This window comes from Marinobacter shunpengi (genome assembly GCF_045449695.1).
Taxonomy (GTDB): Bacteria; Pseudomonadota; Gammaproteobacteria; order Pseudomonadales; family Oleiphilaceae; genus Marinobacter.
This window is the reverse complement of record NZ_JBJJKZ010000002.1, coordinates 43,935-64,799: the sequence shown is the minus strand read 5'-3', so window position 1 is coordinate 64,799 and position 20,865 is coordinate 43,935. Positions and strand designations below refer to the sequence as shown.

Annotated in this window: 21 protein-coding genes and 1 tRNA gene; 9 read left to right on the top strand and 13 right to left on the bottom strand. The window is 61.5% G+C overall.

Going from position 1 to position 20,865, the window contains the following annotated elements; all coding sequences use genetic code 11:
• Window positions 1-5: 5 nt before the first annotated feature.
• The 5 genes from oadA (at window position 6) to ACJO2E_RS00730 (ending at window position 5,590) form a co-directional block, all read left to right on the top strand.
• Window positions 6-1,799, top strand: a complete 1,794-nt coding sequence (gene oadA, locus ACJO2E_RS00750) for a sodium-extruding oxaloacetate decarboxylase subunit alpha (RefSeq protein WP_406960914.1) — start codon at window positions 6-8, stop codon at window positions 1,797-1,799.
• 47 nt (window positions 1,800-1,846) lie between these two features.
• Window positions 1,847-3,250: a sodium:proton antiporter NhaD gene (nhaD, locus tag ACJO2E_RS00745; RefSeq protein WP_406960912.1), complete on the top strand. Its 1,404-nt coding sequence runs from the start codon at window positions 1,847-1,849 to the stop codon at window positions 3,248-3,250.
• Between the two features lie 94 nt (window positions 3,251-3,344).
• Window positions 3,345-3,797: a Cd(II)/Pb(II)-responsive transcriptional regulator gene (gene cadR, locus ACJO2E_RS00740; RefSeq protein WP_406960910.1), complete on the top strand. Its 453-nt coding sequence runs from the start codon at window positions 3,345-3,347 to the stop codon at window positions 3,795-3,797.
• Window positions 3,798-3,874: 77 nt separating this feature from the next.
• Entirely contained in the window at window positions 3,875-4,507 is a 633-nt protein-coding gene (locus ACJO2E_RS00735; RefSeq protein ID WP_406960908.1) for a cation efflux transmembrane domain-containing protein, read from the top strand.
• Window positions 4,508-4,612: 105 nt separating this feature from the next.
• On the top strand, window positions 4,613-5,590 hold the full coding sequence (locus ACJO2E_RS00730; protein ID WP_406960906.1) for an NADPH:quinone reductase: 978 nt from the start codon (window positions 4,613-4,615) through the stop codon (window positions 5,588-5,590).
• Between the two features lie 33 nt (window positions 5,591-5,623).
• On the opposite strand, the gene ACJO2E_RS00725 is transcribed toward ACJO2E_RS00730, so the two are convergent.
• The 3 genes from ACJO2E_RS00725 to ACJO2E_RS00715 form a co-directional block, all read right to left on the bottom strand.
• Window positions 5,624-6,118: a hypothetical protein gene (locus ACJO2E_RS00725; RefSeq protein WP_406960904.1), complete on the bottom strand. Its 495-nt coding sequence runs from the start codon at window positions 6,116-6,118 to the stop codon at window positions 5,624-5,626.
• Window positions 6,119-6,152: 34 nt separating this feature from the next.
• Complete coding sequence (locus tag ACJO2E_RS00720; protein ID WP_406960902.1) at window positions 6,153-7,352, bottom strand: serine hydrolase domain-containing protein; 1,200 nt, start codon at window positions 7,350-7,352, stop codon at window positions 6,153-6,155.
• A gap of 115 nt (window positions 7,353-7,467) precedes the next feature.
• Window positions 7,468-8,388, bottom strand: a complete 921-nt coding sequence (locus ACJO2E_RS00715) for a M14 family metallopeptidase (protein ID WP_406960901.1) — start codon at window positions 8,386-8,388, stop codon at window positions 7,468-7,470.
• Between the two features lie 113 nt (window positions 8,389-8,501).
• Between ACJO2E_RS00715 and ACJO2E_RS00710 the strand changes: the two genes are divergently transcribed.
• From ACJO2E_RS00710 to ACJO2E_RS00700, 3 genes are all read left to right on the top strand, one after another.
• On the top strand, window positions 8,502-9,629 hold the full coding sequence (locus ACJO2E_RS00710) for a zinc-binding dehydrogenase (protein ID WP_406960900.1): 1,128 nt from the start codon (window positions 8,502-8,504) through the stop codon (window positions 9,627-9,629).
• Window positions 9,630-10,030: 401 nt separating this feature from the next.
• Window positions 10,031-10,579: a hypothetical protein gene (locus tag ACJO2E_RS00705; RefSeq protein ID WP_406960898.1), complete on the top strand. Its 549-nt coding sequence runs from the start codon at window positions 10,031-10,033 to the stop codon at window positions 10,577-10,579.
• Window positions 10,566-10,898 (top strand): hypothetical protein, encoded by a 333-nt coding sequence (locus tag ACJO2E_RS00700; RefSeq protein WP_406960896.1) that lies wholly within the window; start codon window positions 10,566-10,568, stop codon window positions 10,896-10,898. The genes ACJO2E_RS00705 and ACJO2E_RS00700 overlap by 14 nt, the downstream gene beginning before the upstream one ends.
• A gap of 127 nt (window positions 10,899-11,025) precedes the next feature.
• Here the strand turns inward: ACJO2E_RS00700 and ACJO2E_RS00695 are convergent, their stop codons facing one another.
• The 8 genes from ACJO2E_RS00695 to ACJO2E_RS00660 form a co-directional block, all read right to left on the bottom strand.
• Window positions 11,026-11,643 (bottom strand): LysE family translocator, encoded by a 618-nt coding sequence (locus ACJO2E_RS00695; protein ID WP_406960894.1) that lies wholly within the window; start codon window positions 11,641-11,643, stop codon window positions 11,026-11,028.
• Window positions 11,644-11,727: 84 nt separating this feature from the next.
• Window positions 11,728-12,042 carry a HigA family addiction module antitoxin gene (locus ACJO2E_RS00690; RefSeq protein WP_406960892.1) on the bottom strand — a complete coding sequence of 105 codons (315 nt, stop codon included), beginning with the start codon at window positions 12,040-12,042 and terminating at the stop codon, window positions 11,728-11,730.
• Window positions 12,043-12,052: 10 nt separating this feature from the next.
• Entirely contained in the window at window positions 12,053-12,331 is a 279-nt protein-coding gene (locus ACJO2E_RS00685) for a type II toxin-antitoxin system RelE/ParE family toxin (protein ID WP_406960890.1), read from the bottom strand.
• Between the two features lie 229 nt (window positions 12,332-12,560).
• Window positions 12,561-12,656, bottom strand: a tRNA-Sec gene (locus ACJO2E_RS00680).
• 5 nt (window positions 12,657-12,661) lie between these two features.
• The gene (gene selB, locus ACJO2E_RS00675) at window positions 12,662-14,617 is read right to left on the bottom strand and encodes a selenocysteine-specific translation elongation factor (protein WP_406960888.1); all 1,956 of its coding nucleotides are present in this window, start codon (window positions 14,615-14,617) and stop codon (window positions 12,662-12,664) included.
• Window positions 14,614-16,029, bottom strand: coding sequence for an L-seryl-tRNA(Sec) selenium transferase (gene selA / locus ACJO2E_RS00670; protein WP_406960886.1), 1,416 nt, complete (start codon window positions 16,027-16,029; stop codon window positions 14,614-14,616). Before selA ends, selB begins: the two co-directional genes overlap by 4 nt.
• A gap of 32 nt (window positions 16,030-16,061) precedes the next feature.
• The gene (locus tag ACJO2E_RS00665; RefSeq protein WP_504362691.1) at window positions 16,062-16,571 is read right to left on the bottom strand and encodes a UGSC family (seleno)protein; all 510 of its coding nucleotides are present in this window, start codon (window positions 16,569-16,571) and stop codon (window positions 16,062-16,064) included.
• Between the two features lie 14 nt (window positions 16,572-16,585).
• Entirely contained in the window at window positions 16,586-18,019 is a 1,434-nt protein-coding gene (locus tag ACJO2E_RS00660) for a thioredoxin family protein (protein ID WP_406960882.1), read from the bottom strand.
• Window positions 18,020-18,184: 165 nt separating this feature from the next.
• Here ACJO2E_RS00660 and ACJO2E_RS00655 point away from each other — a divergent pair, with 165 nt between their 5' ends.
• On the top strand, window positions 18,185-19,216 hold the full coding sequence (locus tag ACJO2E_RS00655) for a histone deacetylase family protein (protein WP_406960880.1): 1,032 nt from the start codon (window positions 18,185-18,187) through the stop codon (window positions 19,214-19,216).
• A gap of 11 nt (window positions 19,217-19,227) precedes the next feature.
• Here ACJO2E_RS00655 and ACJO2E_RS00650 read toward each other — a convergent pair whose 3' ends face one another.
• Both ACJO2E_RS00650 and ACJO2E_RS00645 read right to left on the bottom strand, forming a co-directional pair.
• Window positions 19,228-19,689 carry a DUF2147 domain-containing protein gene (locus ACJO2E_RS00650; RefSeq protein WP_406960878.1) on the bottom strand — a complete coding sequence of 154 codons (462 nt, stop codon included), beginning with the start codon at window positions 19,687-19,689 and terminating at the stop codon, window positions 19,228-19,230.
• 140 nt (window positions 19,690-19,829) lie between these two features.
• Complete coding sequence (locus tag ACJO2E_RS00645; RefSeq protein WP_406960876.1) at window positions 19,830-20,822, bottom strand: Vgb family protein; 993 nt, start codon at window positions 20,820-20,822, stop codon at window positions 19,830-19,832.
• Window positions 20,823-20,865 lie beyond the last annotated feature (43 nt).

The window sequence follows — 20,865 nt, the reverse complement described above, 5'->3', positions numbered from 1 at the left end:
AGATCATGAGTAAACGCAAGATCCACATCACCGACGTTATCCTGCGGGACGCGCACCAGTCACTGATCGCCACCCGCCTGCGTACCGAAGACATGCTGCCGGCCTGCGAATGGCTCGACCAGGCCGGTTACTGGTCACTGGAATGCTGGGGCGGCGCCACCTTTGACGCCTGCGTGCGCTTTCTCAAGGAAGACCCCTGGGAACGCCTGCGCACCCTGCGCAAGGCCCTGCCCAACACCCGCCTGCAGATGCTGCTGCGGGGCCAGAACCTGCTGGGCTACCGCCACTATGGCGACGACGTGGTGGAAGCCTTCGTGGCCAAGGCCGCCGAGAATGGCATGGACGTATTCCGAATCTTTGATGCCCTCAACGACGTGCGCAACCTGGAAACCAGTATCCGCGCCGTCAAGAAGGCCGGCAAGCACGCCCAGGGCACCCTGTGCTACACAGTCAGCCCGGTGCATACCGTGGACGCCTACCTGGAACAGGCCAGGGCCATGGCCGACATGGGCGCCGACAGCATTGCCATCAAGGACATGGCCGGCCTGCTGGCGCCGGAGGTCACTGCCGAGCTGGTGGGCCGCCTGAAGAAGGAACTGACCCTGCCGGTGTTCCTGCACTCCCACGCCACCTCCGGCATGGCCCCCATGTGCCAGTGGGCCGCGATGGAAGCCGGCGTGGATCATATCGATACCGCCCTGTCCGCCTTTGCCGGCGGCACCAGCCACCCGCCCACGGAATCCCTGGTGGCGGCCCTGCACGATGCCGGTTACGAAACCGGGCTCAACCTGGAACTGCTGGACACGGCCACCCGCCACTTCCGCGAGGTGCGCAGGAAGTACCACCAGTTCGAGAGCGACTACAACGGTGTGGATACCGGGGTGCTCCTGTCCCAGGTGCCCGGCGGCATGATGTCCAACCTGGCCAACCAGCTCAAGGAGCAGGGCGCCCTGGACCGCATCCAGGATGTATTCAAGGAAATCCCCCGGGTACGCAAGGATCTTGGCTATCCGCCACTGGTGACCCCCACCTCACAGATTGTGGGCACCCAGGCGGTGATCAACGTGCTCTCCGGTAAGCGCTACGACACCATCACCAACGAGGTGAAGAAGTACCTGCAGGGCTGGTACGGCAAGGCACCGGCGGATGTGGACCAGGAACTGCAACGCCGCGCGGTCGGCTCCGAGGAGCTGATTACCGAACGCCCCGCCAACCTGATCCCGAAGGAATTCAAGGACCTGGGTAAGCAGGTGGGTGACCTGGCAGAAACCGAGGAAGACGTGCTTACCTACGCCATGTTCCCGGACCAGGCCCGCAGCTTCCTGGAGCAGCGCCGCGACGGCACCTTGCAGCCGGAAGCCCTGGAGCCGGTCCCCGGCAAGGGCGGCGGAGGCCCCATCTCCACCCAGTTCCAGATCACCGTGCATGGCGAAAGCTATGACATTCACGTCACTGGTGCCAATCCGGTCGAAGAATCCCGCCGCCGCTTCTACATGACCGTGGACGGCGTGCCGGAGGAGATCGAGCTGGAGTCCACCGGCCAGGAAGGCGGCTCCACCGCCAGCGGTCGCAGCAAGGCCACCAGCCAGGGCCATGTCACCACCAGCATGCCGGGCAATATCGTGGATGTTCTGGTCAAGGAAGGCGACAGCGTATCCGCCGGCGATCCGGTACTGGTGATCGAGGCCATGAAGATGGAAACCGAAGTCAAGGCCACCGTCGGCGGTACCGTCCAGGCCGTCCATATCAAGAAAGGCGACCGGGTGGCCCCCGGCGAAACCCTGATCGAGATCGAATAACCCCCTCCCGCCCCGGCTACGGCCGGGGCTCTTTCCGGAGAAACCGAATGAAGAAACACCTGTTGTTGCCGACAGCCGGACTGCTGTCGGCATCCGGCCAGGTATGGGCCGCTCCCGCCTCCGAGGCACTGTCCCTGATCCACCATCCCGTCGGTTACCTGGCCATTGCCATCTTCTTGCTGGCCTATGCGCTGGTGATGCTGGAAGAGAAGATCCACCTGGCCAAGTCCAAACCCATGCTGCTGGCCGCCGGCCTGATCTGGGTGCTGCTGGCCATTGTCTACCGCATGAACGGACTGGACAGCGACGTCGAGGAAGCTATCCGCCACAACTTCCTGGAATACGCCGAGCTGTTCTTCTTCCTGCTGGTGGCAATGACCTACATCAACGCCATGCTGGAGCGGGGCGTGTTCGACCAGCTGCGGATCTGGCTGCTGGGCCGCGGCTATGGTTACCGCAAGCTGTTCTGGATTACCGGCACCCTGGCGTTCTTTATCTCACCGGTGGCGGATAACCTCACCACCGCCCTGATCATGTGCGCCGTGGTCATGGCGGTGGGCCGTGACAGCCCCTCGTTTGTCTCCCTGTCCTGCATCAACATCGTAGTGGGGGCCAACGCCGGGGGCGCCTTCAGCCCGTTTGGTGATATCACCACGCTGATGGTCTGGCAGAAAGGTATCCTGCCGTTCCAGGACTTCTTCCAGCTGTTCCTGCCCAGTGCCGTGAACTTCCTGGTGCCCGCCGCCCTCATGCACCTTGCCCTGCCCAAGGGACAGCCCATGGCACCAGAGAGCCACGACCGGGTCATGCGCCCCGGGGGTCTGATCATCTGTGGCCTGTTCCTGGCCACTATCGCCACCGCCATCAGTTTTCACCAGTTCCTGCATATTCCCCCGGTGTTCGGCATGATGACCGGCCTGGCCTATCTGAAGATCTTTGGTTACTTCCTCAAACGCCACGAGGAATACCAGTGGCAGGAATCCTCGGAAACCCCACCCGGCGACAGCTCCGGCGAACACGGTTTCGATGTGTTCGCCCACATCGCCCGTTCCGAGTGGGATACCCTGTTCTTCTTCTACGGCGTAATCCTCGCCGTGGGTGGCCTGGGCTTTATTGGCTACCTGGGGCTGATGTCCAACACCCTCTATGTCGACCTGGGGCCGACCGCGGCCAATGTCATGATCGGCGTGATCTCGGCGCTGGTGGACAACATTCCGGTGATGTTCGCGGTACTCACCATGAACCCGGACATGCCCGACCTGCAGTGGCTACTGGTCACCCTGACCGCCGGCGTGGGCGGCAGCCTGCTGTCCATCGGCTCAGCCGCGGGTGTCGCCCTGATGGGACAGGCCCGGGGCCAGTACACTTTCTTCAGCCACCTGAAGTGGACACCGGCCATTGCCCTGGGCTATGCCGCCAGTATCTGGGTACACTTCCTGGTGAATGGTTAAGAGTCTACCGCCATGATCCTGGATACCTGTCTGCCACGTCAGGGCTGGCGGACGTATCCAGGATCGGACCGGACATCCACTGGGAGGACAGGACGTGAGGATTGGTGAAGTCGCGGAGCAAGCCGGCATTCCGGTGGAAACCGTACGCTACTACGAAAAGATCGGCCTGCTCCCGCAACCGGAACGGCAAGCCAATGGTTACCGGCGCTACCGACAGGCCCACCTGGACCGGCTGCTGTTTATCCGCCGCTGCCGCAACCTGGACATGGCCCAGGATGAAATCCGCGAGCTGGTGCGCCTGGCGGACCAGCCGGACGCGGATTGCAGCCAGGTGGACGCCCTGCTGGCCCGCCACCTGGAGCACGTACGCCAGCGGCTGACGGAACTGCACCAGTTGGAGGACACCCTGGCGCAGCTCCAGCAGGCCTGTTCCGAGGGTCGCACCGTGGCCGAATGCGGCATCCTGGGCGGGCTTTCCGATGCCCTGGACACCGATCTTCCACAGGACAGCCACAACCATATTCCGGGCAGCCATGGCACCCGTTAAAAAACCCGGTTTGATTTCTTGACCCTGTAGCTACTACAGGCTTTGTAATGACCATAATCAACGAATAGGAGGTCATTATGAGCAGTTGCTGTTCCGCCCCGGAACCGAAAACACCCTCGCCGGGATTCCGCCGCGCCCTGTGGTTTGCCCTTTGGGTGAACCTGACCATGTTCGTGGTGGAAGGCATCGCCAGTTTCCAGTCGGGCTCCGTCTCCCTGATGGCGGATGCCATCGACTTCTTCGGCGACAGCGCCAACTACCTGCTGTCACTGTCGGTGCTGTCCATGGGTATGCTCTGGCGTGGCCGGGCGGCCATGGTCAAGGGCGTCACCATGACCGTGTTCGGGCTCGCGGTGCTGGCCCGGGCGATCTGGGTGGCCCAGAGCGGCATTACCCCGGAGGCCGTCACCATGGGCGCGGTCGGGTTCCTGGCCCTTTCTGCCAACGTTTCCGTGGCCTGGATCCTGTTCCGCTACCGCAGTGGTGATTCCGACATGCGCTCAGTCTGGCTGTGCAGTCGCAACGACGCCATCGGCAACGTCGCCGTCATGGTGGCTGCCCTGGGTGTCTTCGGCACCGGTACGGCCTGGCCCGACCTGGCGGTAGCGGCGGTTATCGGTAGCCTGGCGGTCACTTCGGGCATCAGCGTGATGCGCCATGCCCGTAGCGATATCAGCGATGCCCGCCTGAGCCACGGGCATTCCCACTGATACCTTTGGCGACGGGCAAAAACGGACCGGGGTGAGTATGATGGAACGCCGGATGCCGCAACGGCATGGCGCCACTCACCCTCTCAATAAAAAAGGTACCAGGCAATGACCAAAGCTATCCGATTTTCCCAGACCGGCGGTCCGGAGGTCCTGACACTGGAGGACACCCCGCAACCGGAACCGGGCCCCGGTGAAATCCGCGTGAGCAACCGGGCCATTGGCCTCAACTACATCGAGATCTACTTCCGTTCCGGCGTCTACCCGGTCCCCTCCCTACCCTCCGGCCTGGGCACGGAAGGCGCCGGCGTGGTGGACGCCATCGGCGCGGACGTAGCGGACTTCCAGGTGGGCGACCGGGTGGCCTACGCTCAGGCACCACTGGGCTCCTACAGCGAGCAGCATGTGCTGCCAGCGGGAAAGGCCATCCGGATTCCCGAAAACGTCGATTTCGAAACCGCGGCGGCCACCATGCTCAAGGGCCTGACGGTCCAGTATCTGCTGCGCCAGACCTACCCGGTGAAATCCGGCGAAACCATCCTGTTCCATGCCGCCGCAGGCGGCGTCGGCCTGATTGCCTGCCAGTGGGCGAAAGCCCTGGGGGTAAAACTGATCGGAACCGTGAGCGGACCGGAGAAGGCAAAACTGGCCATGGACCACGGCGCCTGGGCCACCATCAACTACAAGGAAGAGAACATCGTCGAACGGGTCCGTGAGCTCACCGACGGTGACATGGTTCCAGTGGTCTATGACTCCGTGGGCAAGGACACCTGGGAAACCTCCCTGGACTGCCTGCAAAAGCGCGGCCTGATGGTCAGCTTCGGTAACACCACCGGCCCGGTGAGCGGCGTCAACATCGGCATCCTCAACCAGAAGGGCTCGCTGTTCGTCACCCGTCCCAGCCTCGCCGGCTACGCCGACACCCGCCCCCGCTTCGAGGCCATGTGCGGCGAACTGTTCGAGATGCTGGCCAGCGGCGCCATCAAGGCGGACATCAACCAGCGCTTCCCACTGGCGGAAGCGGCCAAGGCCCATGAGGCCCTGGCGAGTGGGCAGACCACCGGGTCAACGGTGCTGCTTCCCTGATGACGATGAAAGACGGGGGCCTGCCGGCTCCCGTCACCAATCACACTGGTTAAACGCCTGTTGATCCGGACCGGCATTCCGCGCCGCTTTACGGGCTATCTCCACCAGTTCTTCCGTTGCAGGGAAAATGGCCCCCGTCCCGGGCCACTCGTACCCTTCATCGCTCCCCCGACATAGGGTAATAATCACCCACCCTGATGACGAAGCACTGGACTCCCCTGGCTCCGCATACAGCGCATAGGTCAGGCTCTCGACTTCCGGCCCCCGGAAAACTTCACGAACTTCAACACGGTGGAGAAAGACCGGTCCACTGTCGCTTGCCCCGGGGGCCCTGCGCTCGGCACTCACATGACGAACCACTGCAGAAAAATGGGTTTGTTCCACAGCATCAACCAGGGCTTCACTAATGAAATCAGACTGGCCGCCGGAACCTGCCTGCTTCGGACCAGACGCCTGACAAGCTGACACGAAAGCCATCGAAATGACGAGCAACAGTATACGACCGACCAGGGTTTCCCTACGTTTCATGATTCGAATCCCGCGCCAATGGCTGCACCACGATCTACTCCGCAGACTCCCGATCAATCGCCTGCTGAACCTGCCGGAAAAAGGCCAGACGTTCTTGCCCGTGGGTGCCGCCCTGGCGATCGGAGGCCTGCGGCCAGTTGCTATTGGAGGCAATGACGAGCTGCCGTTGCGGGTCGATAAAAATGCTCTGGCCAAAGATGCCCCGCGCCATAAACGCACCGTCCTCCAGCGTCCACCACTGGTAGCCGTAACCGTAATCCGGCTGATCGGTCTCCGCCTGCGTGCTGGTGGCCTGGGCCAGCCAGCCGTCGGGCAATACCGGCTCGCCATCAACCAGGCCGCCGCCCAGGATGAACAGGCCAAAACGGGCGAAGTCGCGGGTGGAGGCCTGTATGCAACAACCACTGATCTCGTGCCCCGTGGATCCCAGCAGCCAGCTGGCATCCTGTTCCATGCCAAAGGGCTTCCAGACCTTCTCCGACAGATAGTCCGACAGCGTCTTGCCAGTGGCTGAACTGACCAACACACCAATCAGGTTGGTTTCGCCGGTCTTGTAGACCCATTTCGTGCCTGGCTGCGCTTCCGCTTCCAACTGGCGCATATAACTCACGGTGACATCCACGCCCGGCTCCGCTTCGTGCGTATTAAACTGCGCCACATCGGATTGCGGGTCCGCGTAGTCTTCATTCCATTCCACACCCGACGTCATGGTCAGCAACTGCCGGATGGTGACATTGTCATAGGCCGAGCCCTGGAGGTCCGGAATATACGCCGATACCTTGTCTTCGATACTGTCGATATACCCGTCCTTCAGGGCGGCACCGACCAGTGTGGAGGTGAAGGACTTGGCCACCGAAAAACTGGTCCAGCGTCCCTCCGGGCCGAAGTCCAGGCCATAACGCTCAAACCGTACCTTACCGTCCTGCACGATCAGCAGCGCGGCGGAGCGTTGGGATGCCATAAAGGCATCAACGTCCGCATCCAGTTCGATCGGCTTGCCTTCGGGTAACGGATAGGGACTATCGCCCGCCTCAATAGCCCGGGATTTTGACAACAGGGGCACCCGGTCCATGGCGCGGAACACGGCATCCCGTTGCGGGGTTTCCCAGAAAAGCACATTGGTATCAGTCGGCATATTCAGCACCAGCCGGCGCATGTCCTTGTCCGCCATTGCCCAGAACGTACCGCACGCCAGCGCGATCAGAACGATGACGGAAACAATCCATTTTTTCATAAGACGCTACTTCTTCTGTTTTATTGTAGTTGAGGCCCAGGAGGGCCGGAATAGACCCGATCAACGGGTTACAGGGCAAGCGTCGGCTTTCCCCCGCTTACCCAAAAAAGAGACTCTACCGATGCCCCAACGCGTAGTCGATCGCCGCACACACCGCCGCAACCTGCGCGGCATTGCATTGTTCCGGGGTTGCACGGGGGCTGTCGGGGTAAACCTCGGTGGTGGTCCGGCAGGGAGCGCTGGTCATACCGGCGCACAGGCCCAGTTGCGCGAGCGGGTACCGGATAACGCCCCGGGCGGCTGCGGGTGACCCGAGGATCTCACCACGCTCATCGGCCGGCGCGATATGGGTGATCGGCTCCACGGCCGCCAGCACCGTCTGCTGGAAGTCCGGGTTCGGGTGCTCGGTATCATCCACCAGATAGAAACCATCGGGAATGCTGCCCGGCTCATACAGCTTGCCATCACGGGCCGCCAGCGCAGGCTGGAATTCGGATTCGTCGGTGTCGGTGGTCTCGTGCAGGTCAATGTGCATCAGCACCCGATCGCGGATGGGGGCCACCAGTGCCATGAGCGCCGCCGACTCCCCGGCTGGACTGTCCGCCCGGAACGAGCGATTCGGGTCCACCGCGTCCGGGTTCCAGCGATGGATACGCTCGTAGGCCCAGGGGCTGACACAGGGCGCGACCAGCCAGTTGACCCGGTCGGCGTACTCTACCCCATGCTGCTCCACAAACCGCAGCGCGCCGTGGACACCGCTGGTTTCATAGCCGTGCACCCCGCCGGTGATCAGCACCACCGGAAGTTCGTCGCGCCAGTTGCGGCTGCGGATCGCCATCAGGGGGTACTGGTCGGCGCCGTAGTCCAGATGGCCATAGACCTCGACATCAAATCGTGAACTCAGGCCCTCCACCACGCTCAACACATCATCCTGGTAGCTGCGCTGACGGACTTGCTGGGACAACCACTCGGCCCGTTCTTCGTCGCCCCAGGGAACGCCGGGGGTGCCGATGGGATAGGGGGTGGCTGTGGTCATAGAGCGCTTCTCCGATGGTGGGCGACGTCGGGACATTCTGACCCTGCCCCTCATTCTATCTGATAACATCGGTTGGCGAAGTACGAGACCCCCTATCCTTTGAGGAGAAAAAAGTGTCAGATAACAACATCGAACTGACGTCCACCATTAGCGACGACAACAAACTGGAAATTGCCCTGCGGGAGATCGAGATCCCGCAGCCGGGCGAAAACCAGGTGGTCATCCGCGTCGAAGCCGCCCCTATCAACCCGTCTGACCTGGGAGTGATGTTCAGCGCGGCTGATATGACGACGGCCAGCCAATCCGGCAGTGCCGATCGCCCGATCATTAACGCCGATGTCCCGGCCAAGTTCATGGGCGCCGTTAAAAAGCGTGTTGGCAAGGCGATACCCGTGGGCAATGAAGGCGCGGGTACCGTGGTCGCAGCAGGCTCATCCGACGCAGCGCAAAGCCTGATGGGCAAGACCGTGGCGTTCATTGGCGGCGGTAGCTACCGCAAATACCTCTGTGCCAATGTGCAAAGCTGTCTGGAAATGGCACCCGGTACGACGGCAGACGAAGCCGCTTCAAGCTTTGTGAATCCGCTGACGTCATTGGCCATGGTGGAAACCATGCGCGCTGAGGGCCACAAGGCGATCGTTCACGCTGCTGCCGCCTCTAACCTCGGGCAAATGCTCAACCGCATCTGCATCGCCGACGGCATCGACCTGGTCAATATCGTCCGCAAGCAGGAACAGGAAGACCTGCTGCGGGACCAGGGTGCCAAATACGTGGTCAACTCCAGTAAAGACAGTTTCATGGCAGACCTGACCCAGGCACTGATCGACACCGGCGCGACCATCGCTTTCGACCCTATCGGTGGCGGTCGCCTGGCCAGTGATATTCTCACCTGCATGGAAGCCGCCGTCTCTCGCGACATCACGGAATACAGCGTGTATGGCTCTGACGTCTACAAACAGGTGTATATCTATGGCGGCCTTGATCGCGGCCCCATCACACTGAACCGCAACTTTGGTTTTGCCTGGGGTGTGAACGGCTTTCTATTGTTCAATGCGTTAGGCAAACTGGGCACGGAAACCAACATCGCCATGCGCAAACGCGTAGCCGCCGAGATCAAAACCACCTTCGCCAGTCACTACACCCATGAAGTTTCCCTGGCCGGTGCGTTACAACTGGATGCCATGTCGGCCTACGGCAAAATGGCGACCGGAGAGAAGTACCTGATCAAACCACAGAGCTAACGTTTAGCGTCTGGCCGCAAGGCCATCCTGGGGCGCTGGAGTCGGATTGACTCCAGCGCCTGAATAAAAGATAACCCTGCGGATCAATGTCTCTGAACCCATTGACTGCATAGTGCTCAACCGAAAAATAGATCTATCCCCGTTTCCCGAAACCACTCGCGCAACGACTTGGTCACACAGCGCATGCTCGCCCGTTGTAGCATTGCTTCGAAGCTGATAGTTTTCACGACTCACGGATGCAACTCAGGCAAGGAGCCGCCTGCGAGTGACAGCCCTCCCCTTGAGAAAATCCTGGCGCCACGGAGCCCGATCTCACGCTTTCGTGGCCAGCGCCTACCGGACGTAGGCTGACTGCTTAGCCTCGAATGGCTAGCTGACGAACTGATGACAAGGAACATGACGTGTCGAAACAACTGGGTCTTCTGAAACCAATTGCCCCTATTGCACTCGCCTTCGCCCTACAGGGCTGCGCTTCTACGGAACCGGTAAAGTTCTCCTACAGCAGCGAGTTCGCCCTCACCGTGCCGGTATCTCAGATCTCTGGTGCAACTGTTTTCTCAGCGGATGGGCCTGCCCTGAAAACGGCTGAAGGACAGTTACTTTCCGGCAGAGTCATCTCGAATGCATCGGAGGGGCTACCCGATGATTTCACTATCCGGGACTATCCGAAGCTGATTCTGGGGTTGGATTCACCACAGGCGTTTGATGAGGAAATCGCCCGCCTGTTCGAAAACTCCACGAAAGAAATTCAGCACACCTACGGCGATGGCGGGGTATTCCAGGAAACGGTGGGAGCCTTCACTATTTACGGTGTGTGTGGCGATGTCGGCTGTCTGTCCTTCGTCACCAAAGCAGACTTCGAAGACCATGTTCTTACGGTGCACGGAACCGGCATCTCAAAGGAAGAGTTCACATCACTGATCAAAGGAGGATTACATGCTGACCGCTGACGAGAAGGACTATCTCCTGGAAATTATCTTTGCCACGATTGGCGAAGATCAGGCCATTCGAAATTACAAAAGCGGCTTTAACGACACTACGGTCGACGTCGTTGAGCAAATGATTGAGGCAAACACGACTTGTAACGAAAACATGCGAGAGCTTGCCAAAGATCTGATTGGAGCAGGTGGCCGCTTGGCCCAAGGTTGGCTTAAAAAGGTGATCAAGGCGACGAAAAAGAGGGTTTCCGCCACGGAACTCCGGGGTTATGGTTGTCTCGTATCCACCAAAGCCAGGTGGAAGACACAGATCATCAGCAGTACTATTTAAACTAACCTGGCACGGACTGAGGCTTCGCTCCCGACAGAGTTTAGCCTCAGCCCTCGTCACACAAAAACCGGTGAGCCATGGCGTGAAAAAAGGGCCTGATTAATGATTTTGACGCCACAGTCACTTGTTAAGCCTTTATTAACAGATACGATCCTGCTCCAACCATTAAACCACCAGTCGTAACTTTAACTGCTCGTTCTGCTCTGTGCTTAGTAGCGAATGACGCAACGCGCTCTGCGAAATAGGCATAGCCCAATTTGACACCTCCGACCGCGACTACCGTTATCACCGCAATTATTGCTATATCCAATGTCCCGATAGAGGCCAAATCAACAAAAACGGGAAATAAGCTCGCGTAAAAAAATATAGCCTTTACATCACTCAGGGTAAGGAGCAGGCCAGAGAAAAAGCTTGCTGATAATTTCGATGCGGACCGACCTGAATCATCCAACTGCAATGAAGCTTTCGATCTCATGAGGCTTATACCGAACCAGATAAGATACCCACCTGCCAAATATCTCAGGATTAAGAAGAAGCTGCCGACAACTTCTGCCAGTGCAGCCATTCCTAAAACAGCTAGGAAAACAAAGACAAGATCACCGACTACAATTCCCGCCGCCACAGCGCTCCCATTCGAGAACCCAGCAGAGGCTGAGCGAGCAACGACCAAAGCGACGCTAGTACTGGGAACTAGAGCTAAAGCTGCCATAGCTGAAAATAGAGCTAATATTTCGACGAAACTCATGATGCCCCCTCGGCTTAACGCCCGGCTCACGCGCCGGTTTGGAGCCGCGAAGCGGCGGAAAATCGGTCGCTGTGCAGCCGTTGGTTATGCCCTGTGCCCGATTTCGGGTACAGCACTCCACGGACGAATATTCTTCAACTGATCATGAAGGGCATCTTCCGCAATCTCAGTGTCGTAGGCTGCCTGGGCACGCAGCCAGTAGCCATTGGACAAACCAAAGAAGCGGCAAAGTCGCAGGTCCGTGTCTGCGGTTATCGAACGCTTTCCAGCAATAATCTGGCCGATTCTCTGGGCAGGCACCCCAATCTCTTTGGCCAAGCGGTATTGAGAAATACCCATCGGCTCAAGGAACTCTTCCTTCAGTAACTCGCCTGGCGTTACAGCTTCAATGTTGCGCATGAGTTACCTCCTAATGGTAATCAACAATTTCAACATCTTCCGCACCAGCCTTGGTCCAGCGGAAGCAAACCCGGAACTGCCTGTTGATTCGAATACTGTGCTGACCTTGGCGGTCACCATGCAATGGCTCCAACATATTGCCGGGCGGTACTTTAAGATCATCCAACCGGCTTGCAGCCTGAAGTTGCCGAATTTTCCTCAAGGCAACCCGCTCAAAATTGACGAAGCGTCTGACGCGGCGTCCGCTTGCCAGCTTCTCGGTATCCTTACACCTGAACGATATGATCATAAAGAAATGATGACGCAGCTCGTCAATAACGTCAAGCGTTATTAGGCGGCAAAGTAGGCTGAGAGAGGGGCATAACGCGAAGCTAAGCGGCGCCCTGACAAGGGCGTCCGGTGGACGGCCGTCAGGCCGGAAACAGCCTTAAGCGCATTGTATGGAAACGGCTCCTTTCTGCTCCAGCTCAATCAGTGGTCTGTTAGAGGAAGCGGGAATTCGTGAACGAGGCAATAAATGGCGGAAGGGTATGGGAGTCGAACCCACCAGGCGCGCGTTGCGCACCTCACCGGATTTGAAGTCCGGGCGCTCCACCGGGAAGCGATCCCCTTCCATTGTTCAGGGTTTGGCAGTGTAACCGTTTTCCTCGTTATTTGAGAGAGTTACCGCCTGCCGTTGGCGGTAGGCCGGTTGTAGCCGGCGTTCCTCGTTGATAAATGCGGTGACACCGGCCCGGTCCAGGTATTCCAGTACGCTGACCGTCAGCCGGCGGCCGATGCCTGAGCGGTCCCGGTAGGCGCGGGCGTCGAAGGCGCCGGTGGGCGATTGCTCCGCCAGTTCCACCGCGATGGCCGCCAGTTCTGCCACGGATTCCGGTCGGTAGAACCGGTTGGGTGCCACGGCGACCAGCTGGCCCAGTCGGTCCATTCGCTCCAGGAAGGCCAGCATGTCGTCCCGCGCCAGACCCAGGGCCTCGGCCAGTTCACCGGCAATCGGCGGTTTCAGGCCGGTGCCCTCCAGTTGCCGCAGAACCTGCTCCAGCAGGGCCTGGTCGGTGGGATCAAGCCTGGGCCTGTGCCCCGGCCGGCGGAACCGGAAACCGCTTCGGCTCAGTTCACCTTGATCGATCAGGGCCTGCAGCAGGCGATGACGTACCGGCTGATCCAGATGGGGCCCCGGCAGACGGGTCAGTTCCGCTTCGGTAGGACCGATCCGGTCCGGGTAGTCCTGGTGCCATTGGTCCAGACGGTCCAGCAGGCGTGACTGCCACTGCGTCCAGTGGGCCGCTGCAAAGGCGAGACGCTGAGCCCCCGCCCGGATCACCACCGGGCGCAGTCGCCCCAGCAACTCATCCAGGCGGTCGTCGGTCAGGTTGTGCGCCCTGGCGAACGGGTCCAGGTCCACACCCTGTGCCTGCGCCTGCAAGCGGGCGTTCAGGCTCCCGGTTGTATCCTGGCCGGCTGACAGTGCCGCCAGCAGGTTTGTCCGGCTATCCGCCGACCGCCCCCGCCGCAGGCCGAACGGGTCCAGCACCTCACCACCGCCCAGCGTTACGTTCATGGCAGGGTCCCGCAGGATGACACGGTCCCCGACACAGGCCAGCACCGGGGCAGACAGCATCAGTTGGGCCAGCACCGGCGAACCATCTTCACCTGACGCCAGTACCACCACCCGACCACTGACAGCGGCAGCGCCTATATGGATCACAAGCGCCCCACGATGTAACCGGGCCCCGGGCTGCAACGTCAGCCGCACGTCCAGCCGGTCCGCCGGCTGATACAGCCAGGGCGCCACCAGCCAGTCGCCCCGGCTGATCGCGTTGCGGTCGATATCGCCGGACAGGTTCACCGCACAACGACTGCCGGCCGGCACCTGGTCCACATCCGCACCGTGCATCTGGAGCCCCCGGACACGTACCCTGGTTCCGGACGGTGCGACGGTCAGGGTATCCTCCCGGCTCAGGCAGCCGTCGGTCAGGGTTCCGGTCACGACGCAGCCGCTCCCCTTGACGGTAAAACTGCGGTCCACCACCAGCCGCGCACCGGCCTGTGGCGGCGCCGGTTGCTGCATCCTTTCAACGGCCTGCTCCGCGAGCCAATGGCGCAATGCCGGCACGCCAGCGCCGGTAATGCCGGACACCGGAAACACCGGCGCCTCCGACAGACCAGTGCCGGCCAGCAGTGTCGTCACCTCAGCCCGAACCTCCTCAAGGCGCCCGGGATCCACCCGATCCGCCCGGGTAAGCGCCACCAGGCCTTTCGTGACCCCCAGCAATTCCAGGATGGCCAGGTGCTCCCGAGTCTGGGGCATGGGGCCGTCGTCGGCGGCCACCACCAGCATCACTGCGTCCACCGCCGCCACGCCGGCGACCATGTTGCGGATGAATTTTTCGTGGCCGGGCACATCCACAAAGCCGAGCCAGTGCCCCTGCTCCGTGCGGGTCCAGGCGAAGCCCAGGTCGATGGTCAGGCCTCGACGTTTTTCCTCCGCCAGCCGGTCCGTGTTTTCGCCGGTCAGTGCTTTGATCAGGGTGGTCTTGCCGTGGTCCACATGGCCGGCGGTGGCGATGATCACGGCTCGTTTGCCTCCGCCTCGAGTTGCGCCAGGAAGGCCCCGGAATCCTCCAGGCAGCGGCAATCCAGCAGCAGGGTATCTTCGGAAATCCGCCCGATCACCGGCAGGGGCAACTGTCGCAGCCGAACAGACAATGCCTTGAGCTGACGGCTGCGCTGGCGTTTATTGCCAGCCAATGGCGTCAGGCGCACGGCTGCACTGGGCAGCAGGTCCAGCGGCAGGGAGCCACTGCCGATCTGGCTTTTCACCGGCGCCACATCAGCTTGCCAGTCTTCCCCGGCCCACGCCGCCAGGGGCCTGGCGATAGTGTCGGCGGTCTGCCGGATCGCCGCTTCCAGGCGGGTCAGCAACCGCAGGGCCGGCACCCGCTCGACGACGATTTCCGGGTTGCCATAGAGCCGCAGCACCGCTTCCAGAGCCGCCAGGGTCTGCTTGTCACAACGCAGGGCCCGTTTCAGGGGGTTCTTGCGGATCTTGCTGATCAGGTCGGCGCGGCCAGCGATGATGCCAGCCTGAGGGCCGCCCAGCAGCTTATCGCCGCTGAAGGTGACCACATCGGCGCCCTTCTCCAGGGTTTCCCGTACCGTGGGTTCGGCGGGCAGGCCCAGGGCGGTCATGTCCAGCAGGCTGCCGCTGCCAAGGTCCACGGCCAGGGGAATCTGGTGATCATGGGCAATGGCCGCCAGCGCTGTTTCCGCCACCTCCGCCGTGAAGCCCTCTACCCGGTAGTTGCTGGTATGGGCCTTCATCAACAGGCCTGTGCGTGCGCTGATTGCGTTCTCGAAATCAGGGGGATGGGTGCGATTGGTGGTACCGACCTCATGAAGCTTGCAGCCGGCCCGGGCCATGATGTCCGGCAGGCGGAAAGCGCCACCGATCTCGATCAGCTCGCCACGGGATACTATCACTTCCTTGCGCCGGGCCAGGGAGTTGAGCACCAGCAACACGGCGGCGGCATTGTTGTTGACCACGGTGGCGGCCTCGGCGCCGGTCAGGCGGCAGACCCAGGCTTCCACATGGTCGTCCCGGTCGCCCCGCTTGCCCTTGTCCAGGTCGAACTCCAGGTTGGAAGCGCCGGAGGCCACCGCGACCATGGCCTCGATGGCCTCCTGGGGCAGCGGCGCCCGGCCGAGGTTGGTGTGCAGCACGGTGCCGGTCAGATTGAACACCGGGCGCAGTGACGGGGCCACGGTGTCCAGAACAGTCCGCTCCACGGCAACTGCAAAGTCCCTATCGTCGAAAGGCTCCGGCTGCTGTCGCCAGCGGCTCAGGTGACCGCGGATCGCCTCCAGCACCACCGGCCGGCCATGGATAGCGCAGAGCCGGGCCATCAATGGCCAGGCAAGGATAATGTCCACGGAAGGTGGCCGTGGCCGGGTGCCCTCCGCAGGAAACGGTTCTGATGATGTCATAGGGTCCGCCGTCCCTGGCGGCCCAGGGAGATCTACTCCGTATGTGTCAGTAGCCGGACGATCTCCTCCAGGGCCTCATCCGCCAGTGCCCGCATTTCGTCATCGGTGCGGTCCTGGATGGGGTGGCCCACGAACACCATGGCCGGCTCGAAACCCAGGGTTTTCGACTGGGCCGCCGCGGCCTGGATGAACTCGCTGGAGGCAACGCCTACGCCCGGAATGTTGCGACCTTCCAGGTCTGCGATGTCATGTGTACAACACGACGTGCAGGATCCTCAGTCGGCCAGCCCTTCCACCACCAGGTCCACTTCACCGGCCATCTGCTGTTTCAGCTCGGTGGGGGCGACCCGGGTGAATGTGGGCTTGCGGTAGCGTTTGACCCTCACTTCCATGGCGGTCAGGCGCTCCTCGATACGATCCAGGAACACATCGCCCCGGGGCTTGGAGATATCCAGCAGCCCGACGGTCTTGCCCGCCAGACTGTCGGGGCGGGCCAGCCTGGCCCTCACCGCCGGTGACAGCTCGCCCGTGGGGTCGAGCATCACGCTTGTGTGTGTCATACCTTCACCTCTCTGGTTACAGGACTGGAACCGACCGGGCCGGAAGCGGCCCAGCCGGCAATGACGGCAGAAAACAGGCCGGCGGTACCGCCAGCCCGGACAATCAGTAAACCGCCGGGGCGGAACTTGGGCACGGTCTTGTCCCGGAACTGCTCCGGGATGCCTTCGGCAATACCGCCAGCGCCGACCACCATTTCTTCCCCGGGGAACTGGAGCAGGGTTTCCAGCTCCTCCAGTAAACGGGCCTTGGTCCAGCCCGCCTCGATAAACACGCGGCTGTGCTCCGGCGAGACCACCAGCACGGCATCTCCGGCCATGGCCATTTTCGGATGGTCCACCGCTCCCAGGGCCAGGGCAAAGGACTTCGCCAGGGATTCGGGCGTGCGGGATTTCTGGTCCACGATGCCCTGGACGCCCTCGCCCGCAAACAGGGTGACGGCGGAGTTGCCGGAGGGAACACCCCGCTCCTCCGCCAGCGGAAGCCATTCGCTGTCTTCGGCCTCGGCAAAGCAGAAGGTGTATTTGCCCGGGGTGCCCAGGGTGGCCCGGTCGATCTCACCGGGGCGGCCGCCGCCCACATTGCGGACAATGAGCTGCAGGGCCCGGCCGATGGTGGCGTTGGCCCGGTTGCCCTGCCCCAGGGCGTTGCCGCCGGAGTTCATACCGATGGCCTTGGTAACGGGCCCATTGGCGATGATCATGGGGCCGGCAAACATGGTGGTGCACAGCAGGCCGTGAAGCCCGAATTCGTCGGTCAGCGCCGCTTCCAGGGCCGCCAGCAGCACCGGCATGTACTCCGGCTTGCAGCCTGCCATCACCGCGTTGATGGCGACCTTCTCCACGGTACAGGGAGCCAGATCCGGCGGCACCAGGCCGATTTCCTCAGTCGGATCCCGGTCGGTTCCCTTAAGCATCCTCAGCACACGTTCCGGGGTTGGCGGCACCACCGGCAGGCCGTCACTCCAGCCTCGCTCGTAGCAGGCCTCGATCAGGTCTTCGGCGTCGGTGTCGATCTCACGGGCACTCAGACGGGTATCGCCGAACTGCAGCTCCAGTTTCTCGGCAATGCCCGGCTCCAGGGTTTTCGAGCCGCAGCCGGGGCGCATCAGGGGAAGGTCGTCGCCCAGCCCAGCCATTCCGGTCAGCTTTTGCCAGTCTTCCCGGTGCCAGCCGTAGGTGCGCTCCACTTCCTGTCCGTTCTCGACACGGATCAGGGTGGGCACGAATTCGGTTTGCAGGCGAAACGAGTGCTCCAGCGTGGCATCGTGTTGGGCTCCACGGACACCGGCGGCAAAGGCCGGGTCATCCTGGGAATAGACGGTCAGCGGCCCGGCCTCGCGGTCGATGTCCGCCAGCAGGGGTTCGATCAGTTGGCACGTAGGGCAGTCACGCTTGGCGACCACAATCAGGCCATCGGGTAATAGGGGCATAGTCAGGTTTCCGCCCGGTTTCCGGGTCTTGTTGTCCATTCGTATAGGACCACAGCATAGCAAGCACCCGCCAAAAATCGAGCGCTTGTCCGAAAAATTAACCCAATTGAGATCGGGCCGGGCCTGTGAAACAGTATCTTCCAATGAAAACCGACAGGAAGGCCCATGAAGACCATCTACTCGCCCCTGCACCATCGCCGTACCGCCACCTCGGAACTGGATGGCGGCATGCTGATCGATCCCCACGAGCGCCCCTCCCGCGCGGAAACCATCCTGGGGCGGGTGAAGGATCAGGCCCTGGGTGAGATCTTGGATCCGGAACCGTTTGGTGTGGAGCCGATCCTGCGAGTGCATACGCCGGAGTACGTCGAATTTCTGGAGCACTGCTGGGAAGAGTGGGTAGCTGCCGGCAAGCCCGGCGAGGCCATTCCCCAGTTCTGGCCCGCCCGGGGCATGCGCCAGCGCCCCACCTCGGATATTGACGGCAAGCTTGGCTACTACGCCCTGGGGGCCGATACGTCCATCACCGAAGGCACCTGGGAAGCCGCCCGGGCATCGGTGGACGTCGCCCTCACCGCCCAGAAACTGGTAGCCAATGGCGAACGCGCTGCCTTCGCGCTATGCCGCCCACCGGGCCACCATGCAGCAGCGGACCTGTTCGGCGGCTACTGCTTCTTCAACAACGCCGCTATCGCCACCCAGGCCTTCCTGGACCAGGGCGCGAAACGAGTGGCCATCCTGGATGTGGACTTCCACCACGGCAACGGCACCCAGAGTATTTTCTATCACCGCAATGACGTGCTGACCATCAGCCTCCACGGCGATCCGGACCTGGTGTTCCCCCACTTCCTGGGCTATGAGGACGAAACGGGTGAAGGCGCCGGTGAAGGCCATAACCTGAACATCGTCTATCCACCGGGCACACCATTCAGTCAATGGCGGGAAGGACTGGACACCGTCTGCCAGCGCATCGCCGCCTTCAGGCCGGACGCGCTGGTGGTGCCGCTGGGCGTGGATACCTTCGAGGGGGACCCGATTTCCTTCTTCAAACTGAAATCAGAGGATTACCTGGCGGTTGGCGAACGTCTGGGCCAGCTTGGCCTGCCGACCCTGTTTACCATGGAAGGGGGATATGATGTGGAAGCCATTGGCGTGAATGTCGCCAACGTGCTGAAAGGCTTTGATCACGCACGCTGAAGGGGCAGTCATTACTCGCCACGAGCCTGTTCAGCCCGCGTCCAGGTGGATGTCCGTCCAAACAACGGCACACCCACATAGCCCCTCAGTTCAAGGGTATCCGGTTCTTCCAGGGAGGCTTTAGCGTTGTAGGTCTTGCCACTTTCCGGGTCGTAGACCTGGCCGTCTTCCCAGGTTTCGCCATCGCCACTGGCCTTGAGACCCCAGACAATCTTCAGGCCCTTGATGGGACGGTCGCGGAGTTCCGGCTCCGGGTTTTCGGCGTCGACTTTGGGGTTACCCTCATCATCCAGAGGCTCCTCCAGCCAGACGATATGGCCGCACAGCTCATCACCACAGGATTCCAGCTGGACCTGGGCACTGTCGTCTTCGGTATTCCAGAGGCCTTGTGGATCTGCCGCGTAGGCTTCGCGAACGGCGAGGAAAGACAATACAACCGCCATGGCGGTCAGCACATTCAGTTTGGTCTTCATGATGCGGATCTCATTGTTTTTGTTATTCCCGTCGTAGCGGGAGTAGAGCAAGAATATCGGGCACGCCGGAAAATTTCCAGACCCGATTCGCACAACCGGAATCAGGGGCAGACAACCCGCCTGCCCCGGTAACGGCGACGTTATTGCAGCGTTGCCCGCACCACCGTGTTGGTATCGGTACCGAACCAGAAAGCACGCTTGTCGGGATCAAATACCATATGCCTCACGGTACCGCCACCGCTGGGAATGGTGGCAGGTTCGGAAAAGGTCTCTGTTTGCGGGTCAAAACCGATCAGGCGGTTGGGGTTGTCGCCGGTCTCGACAAACCACGGCCTTCCCTGGTCATCCAGTGCCATGGCGTAGGGGCGAGCGTCGGAACCGCCGGGAATCGGCCACTCCTGGATATCTCCGCTGTCGATCTCCAGCCGACCCAGGAAGCCCTGGGCATAGTCCACGTACCACACCTGGCCATCGTCGGTAATATCCAGGCGCCGGGGCCGGGACTTTTCCCGGGGCAGCGTGACTTCGTGCAGGCGGCCCTTCCGGTCTATGGTTGCCAGCTTGTTGGTGCCAAACAGGGCCACCCAGGGACGGTTATCCTGGCTGACGACAATGCCGTAGGGGCGGGCCCATTCGGTTTCGACCTCGAACATGCGAAAGTCGTGCTGATCCACGTCCAGCCAGCCAATCCGGTTGCCGCCCTGCTCGGTGAAGAAGATATCGCCGTTGGAATCGAAGGCCATGGTATGGACGTCCTTTGGTCCCTCCCCTTCCAGTTTGAACTTGCGTATCTCGCCGGTTTCCGGATCAATCAGGCCGATATGTTCCGCCTGGTTGCCGGCATAGAAGGCGCCACGTTCATCAGCGATGACGTTGTGGGGGCCGGTGCCCGGGTCCAGACGGTAGCGTTTCAGGTCACCGGTTTCCGGGTTCAGGGTGGCCACGTAGTCACCGGCCTGCCCCACGAACCAGACGGTGTTCTCCCGCGGGCCCACCCAGGGGTCCCGGGGGCGGGTATTGTCCCAGGGAACCTCCCATTCCTTGAGCGCCGGGGTGGCCGGGGTTTCCGCCTGCGCCGGCAGTACCGACCAGGCCGCCGTTATCATGGCAAGAACACAGAGTGTACGTTTCATCATCGTTCTCCCTGGAGCAGGCTCTTTGGTTCACTCCACTATC